This is a genomic window from Pseudomonas sp. MF08831 (genome assembly GCF_059862645.1).
In genome coordinates this window covers 120130-135578 of record NZ_JCBCUX010000016.1, presented here as the reverse complement: position 1 = coordinate 135578, position 15449 = coordinate 120130, and the positions used below count along the sequence as shown (strand labels likewise).

Annotated in this window: 17 protein-coding genes; all 17 read right to left on the bottom strand. The window is 60.6% G+C overall.

Going from position 1 to position 15449, the window contains the following annotated elements; all coding sequences use genetic code 11:
• Nucleotides 1-7 precede the first annotated feature (7 nt).
• On the bottom strand, nt 8-2218 hold the full coding sequence (locus AC19YS_RS27115) for a chemotaxis protein CheA (protein WP_448200814.1): 2211 nt from the start codon (nt 2216-2218) through the stop codon (nt 8-10).
• 11 nt (nt 2219-2229) lie between these two features.
• Nucleotides 2230-3018 (bottom strand): protein phosphatase CheZ, encoded by a 789-nt coding sequence (locus AC19YS_RS27110; RefSeq protein ID WP_106576471.1) that lies wholly within the window; start codon nt 3016-3018, stop codon nt 2230-2232.
• An 18-nt stretch (nt 3019-3036) separates the two neighbouring features.
• The gene (locus AC19YS_RS27105) at nt 3037-3411 is read right to left on the bottom strand and encodes a chemotaxis response regulator CheY (RefSeq protein ID WP_005790040.1); all 375 of its coding nucleotides are present in this window, start codon (nt 3409-3411) and stop codon (nt 3037-3039) included.
• Between the two features lie 168 nt (nt 3412-3579).
• Nucleotides 3580-4320, bottom strand: coding sequence for an RNA polymerase sigma factor FliA (fliA, locus tag AC19YS_RS27100; protein WP_016973417.1), 741 nt, complete (start codon nt 4318-4320; stop codon nt 3580-3582).
• Nucleotides 4317-5150: a flagellar synthesis regulator FleN gene (fleN, locus tag AC19YS_RS27095; protein ID WP_003192912.1), complete on the bottom strand. Its 834-nt coding sequence runs from the start codon at nt 5148-5150 to the stop codon at nt 4317-4319. Before fleN ends, fliA begins: the two co-directional genes overlap by 4 nt.
• A 106-nt stretch (nt 5151-5256) precedes the next feature.
• Nucleotides 5257-6573: a flagellar biosynthesis GTPase FlhF gene (flhF, locus tag AC19YS_RS27090; RefSeq protein ID WP_106576470.1), complete on the bottom strand. Its 1317-nt coding sequence runs from the start codon at nt 6571-6573 to the stop codon at nt 5257-5259.
• A gap of 11 nt (nt 6574-6584) precedes the next feature.
• The gene (gene flhA / locus AC19YS_RS27085) at nt 6585-8699 is read right to left on the bottom strand and encodes a flagellar biosynthesis protein FlhA (RefSeq protein WP_169368676.1); all 2115 of its coding nucleotides are present in this window, start codon (nt 8697-8699) and stop codon (nt 6585-6587) included.
• Between the two features lie 402 nt (nt 8700-9101).
• The gene (locus AC19YS_RS27080; RefSeq protein WP_106576468.1) at nt 9102-9305 is read right to left on the bottom strand and encodes a cold-shock protein; all 204 of its coding nucleotides are present in this window, start codon (nt 9303-9305) and stop codon (nt 9102-9104) included.
• 42 nt (nt 9306-9347) lie between these two features.
• Entirely contained in the window at nt 9348-9548 is a 201-nt protein-coding gene (locus AC19YS_RS27075; RefSeq protein ID WP_124418163.1) for a S1 domain-containing protein, read from the bottom strand.
• A 315-nt stretch (nt 9549-9863) separates the two neighbouring features.
• Nucleotides 9864-11000: a flagellar biosynthesis protein FlhB gene (gene flhB / locus AC19YS_RS27070; protein ID WP_106576466.1), complete on the bottom strand. Its 1137-nt coding sequence runs from the start codon at nt 10998-11000 to the stop codon at nt 9864-9866.
• Nucleotides 11001-11003: 3 nt separating this feature from the next.
• Entirely contained in the window at nt 11004-11789 is a 786-nt protein-coding gene (gene fliR, locus AC19YS_RS27065) for a flagellar biosynthetic protein FliR (protein ID WP_064453451.1), read from the bottom strand.
• A 4-nt stretch (nt 11790-11793) separates the two neighbouring features.
• Complete coding sequence (fliQ, locus tag AC19YS_RS27060; RefSeq protein WP_003214552.1) at nt 11794-12063, bottom strand: flagellar biosynthesis protein FliQ; 270 nt, start codon at nt 12061-12063, stop codon at nt 11794-11796.
• 4 nt (nt 12064-12067) lie between these two features.
• Complete coding sequence (fliP, locus tag AC19YS_RS27055) at nt 12068-12811, bottom strand: flagellar type III secretion system pore protein FliP (RefSeq protein WP_106576465.1); 744 nt, start codon at nt 12809-12811, stop codon at nt 12068-12070.
• The gene (gene fliO, locus AC19YS_RS27050) at nt 12811-13251 is read right to left on the bottom strand and encodes a flagellar biosynthetic protein FliO (protein WP_106576464.1); all 441 of its coding nucleotides are present in this window, start codon (nt 13249-13251) and stop codon (nt 12811-12813) included. The genes fliP and fliO overlap by 1 nt, the downstream gene beginning before the upstream one ends.
• 1 nt (nt 13252) lies before the next feature.
• A complete protein-coding gene (gene fliN, locus AC19YS_RS27045) occupies nt 13253-13720 on the bottom strand; it encodes a flagellar motor switch protein FliN (protein ID WP_057700902.1) in 468 nt (155 codons plus the stop codon).
• A 34-nt stretch (nt 13721-13754) separates the two neighbouring features.
• Nucleotides 13755-14723 (bottom strand): flagellar motor switch protein FliM, encoded by a 969-nt coding sequence (gene fliM / locus AC19YS_RS27040; protein WP_500603060.1) that lies wholly within the window; start codon nt 14721-14723, stop codon nt 13755-13757.
• A gap of 9 nt (nt 14724-14732) precedes the next feature.
• On the bottom strand, nt 14733-15233 hold the full coding sequence (gene fliL / locus AC19YS_RS27035; RefSeq protein WP_106576463.1) for a flagellar basal body-associated protein FliL: 501 nt from the start codon (nt 15231-15233) through the stop codon (nt 14733-14735).
• Nucleotides 15234-15449: the final 216 nt, after the last annotated feature.

Genomic DNA, 15449 nt, shown 5'->3' with positions numbered 1-15449 from the left:
ACCAGAATCAAATACGCCGTGCGGCGTAACGCTTGAGCATGCTCGGAACATCGAGAATCAGCGCGATCCGACCGTCACCGGTGATGGTCGCACCCGACATGCCCGGGGTTCCCTGCAGCATTTTGCCCAAAGGCTTGATGACCACTTCTTCCTGGCCAACCAGTTGATCGACAACAAAGCCGATGCGCTGGGTGCCCACGGACAAGATCACCACATGGCCTTCGCGCTGCTCTTCATGCTTGGCCGAAGCCACCAGCCAGCGCTTGAGGTAGAACAGGGGCAATGCCTTGTCGCGCACGATCACCACTTCCTGGCCGTCCACCACGTTGGTGCGCGACAGGTCGAGGTGGAAGATCTCGTTGACGTTGACCAGCGGGAAGGCGAACGCCTGGTTGCCCAGCATCACCATCAGGGTTGGCATGATCGCCAGGGTCAACGGCACCTTGATGACGATCTTCGAGCCTTGGCCCTTGGTCGAGTAAATGTTGATCGAACCATTGAGCTGGCTGATCTTGGTCTTCACCACGTCCATGCCCACGCCACGGCCGGACACGTCGGAAATCTCGGTCTTGGTCGAGAAGCCCGGGGCGAAGATCAGGTTGTAGCACTCGGTGTCGGTCAGGCGGTCGGCGGCGTCCTTGTCCATCACGCCACGCTTGACCGCGATATTGCGCAGAATCGTCGGGTCCATGCCTTTGCCGTCATCGGTGATCGACAGCAGGATATGGTCGCCTTCTTGCTCGGCCGCCAGAATCACCTTGCCGTTGCGGGACTTGCCCGCGGCTTCGCGCTCTTCCGGCGTTTCGACGCCGTGGTCGACGGCGTTGCGCACCAAGTGGACCAGCGGGTCGGCCAGGGCCTCGACCAGGTTTTTGTCGAGGTCGGTTTCTTCACCCACCAGTTCCAGGTTGATTTCTTTCTTAAGCTGACGAGCCAGGTCGCGAACCAGGCGTGGGAAGCGGCCGAAGACTTTCTTGATCGGCTGCATCCGCGTTTTCATCACGGCGGTCTGCAAGTCAGCGGTGACCACGTCGAGGTTCGACACGGCCTTTTGCATGGCTTCATCGCCGCTGTTCAGGCCCAGGCGCACCAGACGGTTACGCACCAGCACCAGTTCGCCGACCATGTTCATGATGTCGTCCAGGCGTGCGGTATCAACCCGTACGGTGGTTTCGGCTTCACTGGCAGGCTTCTCGGCCACTGGCGCCGCGGCAGCCCGTGCAGGCGCCGGGGCGGCTGCGGGGGCCGGAGCGGGTTTGGCGGCGGCCGGTGCGGCGGCTTTGGCTGGGGCAGGTTTCGCGGCTACCGGGGTGGCAGTCGCCGCGGCGGCCGGGGCCACTTCGGTGAACTTGCCTTTGCCGTGCAATTCATCCAGCAAGGCTTCGAATTCGTGATCGGAGATCAGCCCGTCGCCAGCCGGTGCTGCCGTGGCAGCAGGTGCGGCGGCGGTGGCGGTGGCCGCGACTTCCGGCAAGGCTTCGGCCGCAAAGGTGCCCTTGCCATGCAGTTGGTCGAGCAACGCTTCGAATTCGTCGTCGGTAATGTCGGTGTTGGCAGACGCCGCTGGTGCCTGCGGCGCAGCGGCAGGTGCCACGGCGTCGGCGGCAAACTGGCCCTTGCCATGCAACTGGTCAAGCAGGGACTCGAACTCGGCGTCGGTAATGTCTTCGCTGGTCGGCGCCGCAGGCGCAATGGGCGCTTGCGGTGCTTCAGCTTCGGCCTTCACCGCACTGAGGGAGTTGAGCAACTGCTCGAACTCGCTGTCGGTCACATCCGGCTCAGCCTCGACAACCGGCTCAGGCGCCGCTGCCACAGGTGCCGCCGACGTGGCCGGTTCTGCCAGGCGTGCCAGGGCCGCCAGCAGTTCCGGCGTGGCCGCAGTGATCGGTGCACGTTCGCGCACTTCGCTGAACATGCCGTTGACCGCATCCAGCGCTTCGAGAATCACGTCCATCAGTTCCGAGTCGACGTGCCGCTCACCCTTGCGCAGGATGTCGAACACGTTCTCGGCGATGTGACAGCACTCCACCAGCTCATGGAGCTGGAGGAAGCCGGCGCCCCCTTTTACAGTGTGAAAACCGCGAAAAATTGCATTGAGCAGGTTCGCATCATCCGGTCGGCTTTCCAGCTCGACCAGTTGCTCGGACAGTTGCTCTAAAATTTCGCCGGCCTCTACAAGGAAATCCTGAAGGATTTCTTCATCGGCGCCGAAGCTCATGTGGGTGCTCCTTAGAAGCCTAAACTGGATAACAGGTCATCTACGTCATCCTGACCTGACATAACGTCTTCACGTTTATCGGCATGAATCTGCGGACCTTCACCCTTGGCGAGATGTTTTTGTGGATCTTTTTCCGAGAGGATCGCTTCGCGGTCATGTTCGATGCCGGCAAAACGGTCTACCTGGCCGGCCATGAGCACCAGTTTGAGCAGGTTGCTTTCCACTTCGGTGACCAATTGGGTCACGCGCTTGATCACCTGACCGGTGAGGTCCTGGTAATCCTGGGCCAGCAGAATGTCATTGAGGTTGCTGGAAACCGTGCGGTTTTCCTGCTCGCTGCGTGACAGAAAAGCGTCAACCCGACGCGCCAACTCACGAAACTCTTCAGCCCCCACTTCACGACGCATGAAGCGGCCCCAGTCAACGCTGAGCGCCTGAGCTTCGGTGGCCATGCCATTGACCAGCGGCGTGGCGTTTTCCACCAGGTCCATGGTGCGGTTGGCCGCCGCCTCAGTCAGCCTGACCACATAGGACAGGCGTTCGGTGGCATCGGTGATTTGCGAAATTTCTTCGGCCTGGGGCATGTGCGGGTCAATCTGAAAATTGACGATCGCACTGTGCAGCTCGCGTGTGAGCTTGCCCACTTCCTGGTACAGGCCGCGGTCACGGGTCTGGTTAAGCTCATGGATTAACTGCACCGCGTCGCCGAACTGGCCTTTTTCAAGGCTTTCGACCAACTGGTGAGCATGCTTTTTCAGGGTCGACTCAAAGTCGCCCTGTGACGTTTCTTTATGCTCCATAGCTCCCCCGTGGCAGCATCAATGACCGATGCGTTCGAAGATTTTTTCGATCTTCTCTTTCAAGGCCAGTGCAGTGAATGGCTTGACCACGTAGCCGTTTACCCCGGCTTGGGCGGCTTCGATGATCTGTTCACGCTTGGCTTCGGCGGTCACCATCAACACAGGCAGGCTGCGCAGTTTTTCATCGGCGCGCACGTGACGCAGCAAGTCGATACCGGTCATGCCCGGCATGTTCCAGTCGGTTACCAGAAAGTCGATGCTCCCGCTGTTGAGGATCGGAATCGCCGTAATGCCGTCATCCGCCTCGACCGTGTTGGTGAACCCAAGGTCACGCAACAGGTTTTTTATGATCCGCCGCATCGTTGAGAAGTCATCAACGATGAGGATTTTCATGTTCTTGTCCAATTCGACCTCCAAGCAGTCTTAAACGCGCCCAGCACCTGGACGCGCCATTTCAATCAACAGGCGTTACACAAAAAGGACTGCCCAGGGCACCACGGTACGAACCCGCGAAGGCATGAAGCCTTCGCGGTAGCGTCTGCAGTGTCCCCACACTGCCTGTCAGCGCGCGCGCCACTCTCCCAATCGCCCCCGCAAGCGGGCTGCGCACTGGCTGTGCAACTGGCTGACACGCGATTCGCTGACCCCCAGGACCTCACCGATTTCCTTGAGGTTCAGCTCTTCGTCGTAGTACAGCGCCAACACCAGTCGCTCACGCTCCGGCAAATTGGCAATCGCTTCCGCCAGCGCACCCTGGAAACGTTCGTCCTCCAGGTCGCGTGACGGTTCGAGATGAGCACTCGCGCCGTCCTCGTGCAGCCCTTCGTGTTCGCCGTCCTGCAACAGGTCGTCGAAACTGAACAGGCGGCTGCCCAAGGTATCGTTCAAAATCCCGTAGTAATCGTCGAGACTCAATTGGAGTTCGGCCGCAACTTCATGATCTTTAGCGTCACGACCGGTTTTTGCTTCAATTGCGCGAATTGCGTCACTGACCATGCGCGTATTGCGGTGTACCGAACGCGGCGCCCAATCCCCTTTACGCACTTCATCGAGCATCGCGCCACGGATACGGATACCCGCATACGTCTCGAAACTCGCGCCTTTGCTCGCGTCGTATTTGGTCGACACTTCGAGCAGACCGATCATGCCGGCCTGGATCAGGTCTTCGACCTGCACGCTGGCCGGCAGGCGTGCCAGCAAGTGATAGGCAATGCGCTTGACCAGGGGCGCATAGCGCTCGATCAATTCGCCCTGGCTGTCACGTGCCGACTTTTTGTAAAGGTTGTAGCCGCTGGATGTCATAGCACCGGTCCTGCGCTCGTCTGATGCACCAATCGCTCGACGAAAAACTCCAGATGCCCCCGAGGGTTGGCGGGCAACGGCCAAGTATCGACCTTCTGGGCAATAGCCTTGAACGCCAGTGCGCACTTCGAACGAGGGAACGCTTCGTAGACCGCACGCTGCTTTTGCACAGCCTTGCGTACACACTCGTCATAGGGAACTGCGCCTACATATTGTAAGGCGACATCCAAGAAGCGATCCGTGACCTTGGTCAACTTGGCGAACAGGTTGCGCCCTTCCTGCGGGCTTTGGGCCATGTTGGCCAGCACGCGGAAGCGGTTCATGCCGTAGTCACGGTTAAGCAGTTTGATCAGGGCATAGGCGTCGGTGATCGAGGTGGGTTCGTCGCAGACCACCAGCAGCACTTCCTGGGCGGCGCGCACGAAGCTGACCACGGACTCGCCGATGCCGGCGGCGGTGTCGATCACCAGCACGTCGAGGTTATCGCCGATATCGCTGAACGCCTGGATCAGGCCGGCGTGCTGCGCCGGGCTCAGGTGCACCATGCTCTGGGTGCCCGAGGCGGCCGGCACGATGCGAATGCCACCGGGGCCTTGCAGCAGCACATCGCGCAGCTCGCAGCGGCCCTCGATCACATCGGCAAGGGTGTGTTTGGGTGTCAGCCCCAGCAGAACGTCGACGTTCGCCAGGCCCAGGTCAGCATCCAGCAGCATGACGCGACGGCCAAGCTCTGCCAGGGCCAGGGACAAATTCACTGACACGTTAGTTTTCCCGACGCCACCTTTGCCGCCGGTCACCGCGATCACCTGTACGGGATGCATGCTGCCCATTTTATTTCTTTACCTTGTCTTGCTTAGACGCAGGCTACATGGCTTGGCCGCGTGAATCGCTTGCAGACCATCGATGTAGATACATTTCATGGTGTTCATCCTGGCCTTAACCGACCCGTTTGGCGGGGTTGTGGTAAAGGTCGGCGAACATATCGGCCATCGCTTCCTCGCTAGGCTCTTCTTGCATTTGCACGCTGACAGCACGGCTGACCAACTGATGACGGCGCGGCAGATGGAGATCATCCGGGATCCGCGGCCCGTCGGTCAGGTAGGCGACCGGTAATTCATGACTGATGGCCAGGCTCAGCACTTCACCCAGGCTCGCGGTTTCATCGAGCTTGGTGAGGATGCAACCGGCCAGGCCGCAACGCTTGTAGCTGTGATATGCAGCGGTAAGAACCTGTTTCTGGCTGGTGGTTGCAAGCACCAGGTAATTTTTTGACTTGATGCCGCGCCCGGCCAGGCTTTCGAGCTGCATGCGCAGCGCCGGGTCACTGGCTTGCAGGCCGGCGGTGTCGATCAGCACCACGCGCTTGCGCAGCAGCGGGTCGAGGGCATTGGCCAGCGACTGGCCCGGGTCAACGTGGGTCACCGTCACGTTGAGGATGCGGCCCAGGGTCTTGAGCTGCTCCTGGGCGCCAATGCGGTAGCTGTCCATGCTCACCAGCGCGATATTCTGCGCGCCGTACTTGAGCACATAACGCGCTGCCAGTTTCGCCAGGGTGGTGGTCTTGCCCATGCCGGCCGGGCCGACCATGGCAATCACACCGCCCTCTTCCAGGGGTTCGATTTCCGGGGTGACGATCATGCGTGCCAAGTGCGCCAGCAACATGCGCCAGGCCTGGCGTGGTTCTTCAACTTCGGCGGTCAGCGCCAGCAGGTCGCGGGACAACGGGCCAGACAGACCGATGCGTTGCAGGCGACGCCACAGGTTGGCTTGTTGCGGCTTGCTGCCTTGCAACTGGTTCCACGCCAGCGAGCCCAGCTGCACTTCGAGCAGCTCACGCAGGCCGTTGAGTTCAAAGCGCATCGAGTCGAACACGCGCTGGTCGACTGCGGCAGCCGGGGCCGGCGCTGCAGGACGTGGCGGTTCTTTGAAGGTCGGTTCAACCAGCGGCTCGGCAGCGGTCAGCGGCAGGCCGGCGAACAACTGGCGGTTGGTGCTGGCATCGCTGTCGCCGCGCATGCTCAATTCAGCCTGGGCCGAGACAATCCGCGAGGCCGTCTTGCGCAGCTCGTCTTCGAGCTCCATGTTCGGCACACGCGGCGCCAGCGCCGAGGGGGTGTAATCCAGGGCAGCCGTCAGCTCGACACCGCCGGCAATACGACGGTTTCCGATAATCGCGGCATCGGCGCCCAGCTCATCACGTACCAGTTTCATGGCCTGACGCATATCGGCGGCGAAAAAACGCTTAACTTGCATAACCCACTACCTCAGCCGTTGGGCCCTACTGTCGCGACAATAGTCACTTGCTTGTTGTCAGGAATTTCCTGATAAGCCAAAACGTGCAAATTCGGCACTGCCAGACGTCCAAACCGCGACAACATCGCGCGGACCGGGCCCGCCACCAGCAGAATCACCGGGTGACCCGCCATTTCCTGGCGCTGCGCGGCTTCAATCAATGAACGCTGCAGTTTTTCCGCCATGCTTGGCTCCAGCAGAACGCCCTCTTCCTGGCCTTGTCCTGCCTTCTGAATACTATTGAGCAATATTTGTTCCAACCTTGGCTCCAAGGTGATCACAGGCAGCTCAGACTCAATCCCTACAATGCTTTGCACGATTGCACGGGACAATCCGACCCGCACCGCCGCCACCAGCGCGGCGGTATCTTGACTCTTGGCGGCGTTGTTCGCGATGGCCTCGGCGATGCTGCGAATGTCGCGTACCGGCACCTGTTCGGCGAGCAAGGCCTGCAACACCTTGAGCAATTGCGACAGCGAGAGCACGCCCGGCACCAGTTCTTCGGCCAGTTTTGGCGAGGCTTTGGCCAGCAAACCCATCAATTGCTGGACTTCCTCGTGGCCGATCAGCTCGTGGGAGTGCTTGTACAGAATCTGATTGAGGTGCGTGGCGACCACCGTGCTGGCGTCTACCACGGTGTAACCCAGCGATTGCGCCTGGCTGCGCTGGCTGACTTCGATCCACACCGCTTCCAGGCCAAAAGCCGGATCTTTGGCGGTGATGCCGTTGAGCGTGCCGAACACCTGGCCGGGGTTGATCGCCAGTTCGCGGTCGGGGTAGATCTCGGCTTCGGCGAGGATCACGCCCATCAGGGTCAGGCGGTAGGCGCTGGGCGCCAGGTCGAGGTTGTCGCGAATGTGTACGGTGGGCATCAGGAAGCCCAGGTCCTGGGACAGCTTCTTGCGCACGCCCTTGATCCGCGCCAGCAATTGGCCGCCCTGGTTGCGGTCTACCAGCGGAATCAGGCGGTAGCCGACTTCCAGGCCGATCATGTCGATCGGGGTTACGTCATCCCAGCCCAGCTCCTTGGTTTCCTGGGCGCGGGCCGGCGATGGCAGCAGGTCCTGCTGGCGGGCGATTTCCTGCTGGGCCTGCACCTTGACCAGGTTTTGCTTGCGCCAGAACAGGTACGCGCCGCCAGCGGCCATGGCCGCCATGCTCAGGAACGAGATATGCGGCATGCCCGGCACAATGCCCATGATCGCCATGATGCCGGCGGCCACGGCCAGCGCCTTGGGCGAGGCAAACATCTGGCGGCTGATCTGTTTGCCCATGTCTTCGGAGCCCGAAGCACGGGTCACCATGATCGCGGCGGCTGTGGATAACAACAGTGATGGCAATTGCGCCACTAAACCGTCACCGATGGTCAGCAAGGCGTACACCTTGCCCGCATCGCCGAAGGTCATGCCGTGCTGGAAGATACCGACGGCCATGCCGCCGATCAGGTTGATGAACAGAATCAACAGGCCGGCGATGGCGTCACCGCGCACGAATTTGCTCGCGCCGTCCATGGAACCGTAGAACTCGGCTTCCTGCGCCACTTCCAGACGACGGGCCTTGGCCTGGCCCTGGTCGATCAGGCCGGCGTTGAGGTCGGCGTCGATCGCCATTTGTTTGCCGGGCATGGCGTCGAGGGTAAAGCGCGCGCTCACCTCGGAAATCCGCCCGGCACCCTTGGTCACCACCACGAAGTTGATGATCATCAGGATCGCGAACACCACGATACCTACCACGTAGTTACCGCCGATCACCACTTCACCGAACGCCTGGATCACCTTACCGGCGGCGGCATGGCCGTCCTGGCCGTGGAGCATCACCACCCGCGTGGACGCCACGTTCAGCGCCAGGCGCAGCAGGGTCGCAATCAGCAGGATGGTGGGGAATACCGCGAAATCCAGCGGCCGCAGGGCGTACACGCAGACCAGCAGCACGACGACGGACAGGGCAATGTTGAAGGTGAAAAACACGTCGAGCAGGAACGGCGGCATCGGCAACATCATCATTGCCAGCATCACCAGCAACAACAACGGCACACCCAGGTTGCCCCGCGACAGATCAGTCAGGGTGCCACGGGCCGTGTTGAGCATTTGAGAGCGATCTACCACCGGTATTCCTCGTGTTCCTTGAAGCAAAGTTTTGACGCTGAAGCGCGTCCTGAAGGCGGTATTGCAAGAAGCCTTCCAACTTTTGCTTTGAGGCTCAGATGACCGAACAAGCGACCGCGCCTACCGGGTGTCAATCGATTCAGAAATGTGGGAGCGGGCTTGCTCGCGAAGGCGGTGGTTCAGCTTGAACATTGCTGAATGACATACCGCTTTCGCGAGCAAGCCCGCTCCCACATTTGGATCTGTGTACATCTGCTGCTATCGAGGAAATTTCCGAGACGGTTTTGGGGTTGTCCCTAGGAGACTCGCTTTCTAGTCTTCGTACACCGCTCCCCCACCGTATTCTTCACCCTCGCCGCCAGCATCAGCACCGAAAACCTGTGCCTAAAGGACTTCAACGTGCTCAGCCTGCGGCCCTTTCGCCCCCTGGGCGACGTCGAATTTCACTTTTTTACCTTCCTCAAGCGTCTTGAACCCTTCACTGACGATGGCCGAAAAGTGAACGAACACGTCAGACCCGCCCCCATCCTGAGTAATGAAACCAAACCCCTTCTCCGCGTTAAACCACTTCACTGTGCCTGTTGCCATTGCCGCTCTCCTTGGATCGGGTTCCATGACCCGCACGGGTCGCTAGATAATCTTGATATGCGCCGCGAAGACGCCCTTGGGCCGATGGATCCTCGCAAATTGCACCCGCAGGCCCTTTCTCAACCAAACCCCGCACGAACTCTTGAGATCCACGTGCACCGGCTCATCGCCGCCATCCAGTGCAATCAAGCCTTCCCCGGTTTTCCGGCTATAGGATTTGATCGTGCCCGTTACCGCTTCCATTACCGCTCCCTCTGCATCTCTACAACGACCTGTGTGCAGTGTGCCGCCATGGAACCGCGAGCAGGCGGCGCTGGCTACTGTCAGAGTTGACAGGTAGACGGGGGTTAACGACGAGTGGTAGCCGATGGCGAACGTATCGTGGCGAGCAGAAGTTTTTGTAGCGAGCGGGTTTGCCCCGCGTGGGGCTGCGAAGCGGCCCTGAAACCGGATGCTGCGGTGGGTCTGAGGGAATGCGGTGGCCTATTGGGGCCGCTGCGCAGCCCAACGCGGGGCAAGCCCGCTCCCCACGAGAAGCCGCTCGCTAACCATTCAGAATCAGGAATCGCGGCGCAAATCCGGCGGGATCGGCAGATCCTTGAGCGGGTCAGGCCGCTTGCCCTTGCCCGCGCGGTATTGGCGGATCTGATAGACATAGGCCAACACCTGCGCCACGGCCAGGTACAAGCCCGCCGGAATTTCCTGGTCGAGGTCGGTGGAGTAGAAGATCGACCGCGCCAATTCCGGCGACTCCAGCAACAGAATGTCGTTGGCCACGGCAATTTCGCGGATTTTCAGCGCAGTAAAGTCGCTGCCCTTGGCCAACAGCATCGGCGCGCCGCCTTTCTCCGGGTCGTACTTGAGGGCCACGGCGTAGTGAGTCGGGTTGGTGATGACGACGTCGGCATCCGGCACCGCCGCCATCATCTTGCGCTGGGACATTTCGCGCTGCAGCTGGCGAATACGCTGCTTGACCTCGGGGCGACCTTCCTGGTCCTTGTGCTCGTCGCGCACTTCCTGCTTGGTCATCAGCAGTTTCTTGTGGCTTTCCCACAGCTGGATCGGCGCATCCACGGCGGCGATGATGATCAACCCGCAGGCCATCCACAGCGCGCTCCAGCCCACCACCTGCACGCTGTGGATGATCGCCGACTCCAGCGGCTCATGGGCGATGCGCAGCAAGTCGTCGATGTCTGACGACAACACCGTCAACGCCACAAACAGGATCAGGATGAATTTGGCCAGCGCCTTGAGCAGTTCCACCAGCGCCTTGGTGGAAAACATACGCTTGAGCCCAGGCCCGGGGTTCATGCGGCTGAACTTGGGTGCCATGCTGCCGGCGGCAAACAGCCAGCCACCGAGGGACACCGGCCCGATCAACGCGGCCAGCAACAAGGTGATGAGCACCGGCTGCACCGCCAGAATCGCGATCTTGCCCGAGTGCAGCAGGTACTGGCCCATGGCGCCGGGGCTGAGCAGCACTTCACGCGGCAGCGAGAAGTTGAGCTTCATCAGCTCCATCATGTCCAGCGCCAGGCCACCGCCGTAAATCAGCAGGCCACCGGAGCCCGCCAGCATCACTGCAAGGGTATTGAGCTCTTTGGAGCGCGCAATCTCACCCTTTTCCCTGGAGTCCTTTTTGCGTTTCTCCGTGGGGTCTTCTGTTTTGTCCTGACCACTCTCGCTCTCGGCCATGGCTCAACGCGCCCGTGCCAGATCACGTAAGAACTGCAAGGCGTCGGTCGCCAGCGGTTGATACTGATTGAGAATGTCGGCCATGCCGATCCAGAAAATCCCCATGCCCAACACCAGGGTCAGCGGGAAACCAATCGAGAAAATGTTCAGTTGCGGCGCCGCGCGCGTCATTACGCCGAACGCGATGTTGACCACCAACAGCGCGGTGATCGCCGGCAACACCAGCAACAGCGACGCGCCCAACACCCAGCTCAGGCGCCCCACCAGTTCCCAGAAGTGACTGACCACCAACCCCGAGCCCACCGGCAAGGTGGTGAAGCTTTCGGTCATGACCTCAAACACCACCAGGTGGCCGTTCATCGCCAGAAACAGCAAGGTCACCAGCATGGTCAGGAATTGCCCGATTACCGCCACCGACACGCCGTTGGTGGGGTCGACCATGGACGCAAAGCCCATGCCCATCTGGATCGAGATGATTTGCCCGGCGATTACAAACGCCTGGAAGAACAATGTCAGCGAAAAGCCCAGCAGCGCGCCAATCAATATCTGCTCGGCGATCAGCAGCAAAGCACTCAGGTCCAGCGCGTTCACCGGCGGCATCGGCGGCAGGCCGGGCACGATCACGACGGTAATGGCAAAGGCGAAATACAGGCGGATACGCCGCGGAACCAGGGTGGTGCCGAACACCGGCATGGTCATCAGCACCGCCGTGACGCGGAACATCGGCAGGATGAAAGACGCCACCCAGGTGCTGATTTGGGTGTCGGTCAGTGCCAGCACAGATTGCATGGGGTCAGCCGATCAACTGCGGAATACTGCCGTACAGCTGCAGGATGTATTCCATGAAGGTTTGCACCAGCCACGGGCCGGCGACGATCAGGGTGATCAGCATCACCAGCAACCGCGGGAGGAAGCTCAGGGTCTGTTCGTTGATCTGCGTGGCCGCCTGGAACATCGCCACCAGCAGGCCGACCAACAGGCTCGGCACCACCAGCACGGCGACCATCATGGTGGTCAGCCACAGCGCTTCACGGAACAGGTCGACCGCTACTTCTGGGGTCATGGCGCTACACTCCGCCGAAACTGCTGGCCAGCGTGCCGATAATCAGCGCCCAGCCGTCCACCAGCACAAACAGCATGATCTTGAATGGCAACGAAATAATCAGTGGCGAGAGCATCATCATGCCCATGGCCATCAGCACGCTCGCCACCACCAGGTCGATGATCAGGAACGGGATGAAGATCATGAAGCCAATCTGGAACGCGGTCTTGAGCTCGGAAGTGACAAACGCCGGCACCAGGATGGTCAACGGCGCCTGATCCGGCGTGGCGATGTCGGTGCGCTTGGACAAGCGCATGAACAGCTCAAGGTCGCTGGAGCGGGTTTGCGACAGCATGAAGTCCTTGATCGGGCCCTGGGCCTTGTCGATCGCATCCTGGGCGCTGAGTTTTTCCGCCAGATAGGGTTGCAGGGCTTGCTGGTTCACCTTGTCGAACACCGGCGCCATGATGAACAGCGTCAAAAACAAGGCCATGCCGGTGAGGATCTGGTTCGACGGCGTCTGCTGCAGGCCCAGGGCCTGACGCAAAATCGAAAAGACGATGATGATCCGCGTAAAGCTGGTCATCAGCATGACAAACGCCGGGATAAAACTCAGCGCAGTCATGATCAGCAGGATCTGCAGGCTGACCGAGTATTCCTGAGCGCCGGCGGCGTTGGTGCCCAGCGTGATTGCCGGGATCGACAACGGGTCGGCCGCAAACGCCAGTGGCGCGGCCAGCAACAGCATGAGCGTCAATAAAACGCGCATTACTTCTTATCCTTCTGATCCTTGCCCAGCAACTCCATCAGGCGCTGGGCGAATTCTGGCGTGGCGGCCTCGGTCTTGGCCACTTCCACCGGCGACTTGAGCACATGCAACGGGGTGATACGGCCAGGCGTGATGCCGAGCAGAATCTGCTCTTCGCCGACTTGCACCAGCACCAGACGATCACGCGGGCCGAGGGCGCGCGAGCCGATCATCTCGATGACCTGGCCATTGCCCGGGCCGATACGCTGCACGCGGCGCATCAACCAGGCCAGCACGAAAATCAGACCGACCACCAGCAACAGGCCCAGCACCAACTGGGTCAATTGCCCGCCGATGCCGCTGCTGACCACGGGGGCCGCAGCCGCCGCTTGGGCAACCGGCTCAGCCGCCAGGGCGCTCAATGGCAGCGCCAGAAACAGTCCCGCCATCGAATACTTCATATCAGCGCAACTTCTTGATGCGTTCGCTTGGGCTGATCACGTCCGTCAGGCGGATGCCGAACTTCTCGTTGACCACCACCACCTCGCCGTGGGCGATCAGGGTGCCGTTGACCAGCACGTCCAGCGGCTCACCGGCCAGGCGGTCGAGTTCGATCACAGAACCCTGGTTGAGCTGCAACAGGTTGCGGATGTTGATTTCGGTGCTGCCCACTTCCATGGAAATCGACACCGGAATGTCGAGGATCACATCCAGGTTCGGGCCGTCGAGGGTCACCGGGTCGTTGTTCTTCGGCACGCTGCCGAATTCTTCCATCGGCAGGCGCTTGCCGGCTGGCGCGGTGGCGGCGTCGGCGGCCAGCAGCGCGTCGATGTCGTCCTGGCCAACATCGCCGGTTTCTTCCAGCGCTGCAGCCCACTCGTCAGCCAGGGCCTGGTCTTCGGCGGAAGTGTTTTCGTGTTCGGTAGCCATTACATGTCCTCGGCGAAGCAAAAATAATTGTTGATCAGCGGCGGTTGATCGATTCGATCACTTGCAACGCCAGGTTGCCTTTGTGCGAACCCAGCTTGACCTTGAACGACGGCACGCCGTTGGCACGCATGATCAGTTCTTCCGGCAATTCCACGGGAATCACGTCCCCCGGCTGCATGTGCAAAATATCCCGCAGACGTAGCTGGCGACGGGCCACAGTGGCGCTCAGAGGTACGTCGACGTCGAGCAGGTCTTCGCGCAGGGCCTTGACCCAACGCTCGTCCTGGTCGTCCAGGTCGGACTGGAAACCGGCGTCGAGCATTTCGCGCACCGGCTCGATCATCGAGTACGGCATGGTCACGTGCAGGTCGCCGCCGCCGCCATCGAGTTCGATGTGGAAGGTGGAGACCACAATGGCTTCGCTGGGGCCGACGATGTTGGCCATGGCCGGGTTCACTTCCGAGTTGATGTACTCGAAGTTGACTTCCATGATCGCCTGCCAGGCTTCCTTCAAGTCGATGAAGGCTTGCTCGAGCACCATGCGCACCACGCGCAATTCGGTCGGGGTGAATTCACGGCCTTCGATCTTGGCGTGACGGCCGTCGCCGCCGAAGAAGTTGTCCACCAGCTTGAACACCAGCTTGGCGTCGAGGATGAACAGCGCGGTGCCGCGCAACGGCTTGATCTTGACCAGGTTGAGGCTGGTGGGCACGTACAGCGAGTGCACGTACTCGCCGAACTTCATCACCTGCACGCCGCCCACCGCCACGTCCGCCGAACGGCGCAGCATGTTGAACATGCTGATACGGGTGTAGCGGGCAAAACGTTCGTTGATCATTTCCAGCGTCGGCATGCGTCCACGGACGATGCGATCCTGGCTGGTGAGGTCATAACTTTTGACGCTGCCGGGTTCGGCAGCCATTTCGGTCTGTACCAGACCATCGTCGACACCATGCAACAGCGCGTCGATTTCATCCTGGGACAGCAGGTCTTGCACGGCCATGTCGTGATCCTACTGCAATACGAAGTTAGTGAAGAGCGCCTGCTCGACCACGACTTTGCCGAGCTCTTTCTGGGCCACTTCCTGCACGCTGGCAGTGACCTTCTGGCGCAGCATTTCCTGGCCGACCGGGGTCGCCAGGCTGTCAAAGCTCTGCCCGGAGAACAGCATCACCAGGTTGTTGCGGATCACCGGCATGTGCACTTTGAGCGCATCCAGGTCCGCCTGGTTACGCGCCAGCAAGGTGATGCTCACCTGCAGGTAGCGTTGACGGCCGTTCTGATTGAAGTTGGCAACAAAGGCCGGCAGCATCGGTTCGAAGATTGCCGGTTGCTTGACGTTACTGGCGGTTTCGGCGGCGGGTGCCGGCTTGCTTGCACTGCTGTGCATGATGAACCAGGTGCCGCCAATCGAGGCGCCGATGGCCAGGAGCAGGCCCAGCACGATCAGCAGGATCAGCTTGAGCTTGCCTTTGCCTGCGGGGGGAGTTGCTGCGTCGTCGCTCTTCGCCATGCCAATAATCCGTCACTATTCTGGGATTCATAGATCTACGGAAAGGCAAGAGCAAGTGTTATGCCAGAGTTGTCAGCTAACCCGGTAAGCGCGAACACCCCATATCAAATGTGGGAGCTGGCTTGCCTGCGATGGCGGTGGCTCAGCTCACATCTGTGTGACTGATACACCACCATCGCAGGCAAGCCAGCCCCCACATTGATCGGGTTTCAACAG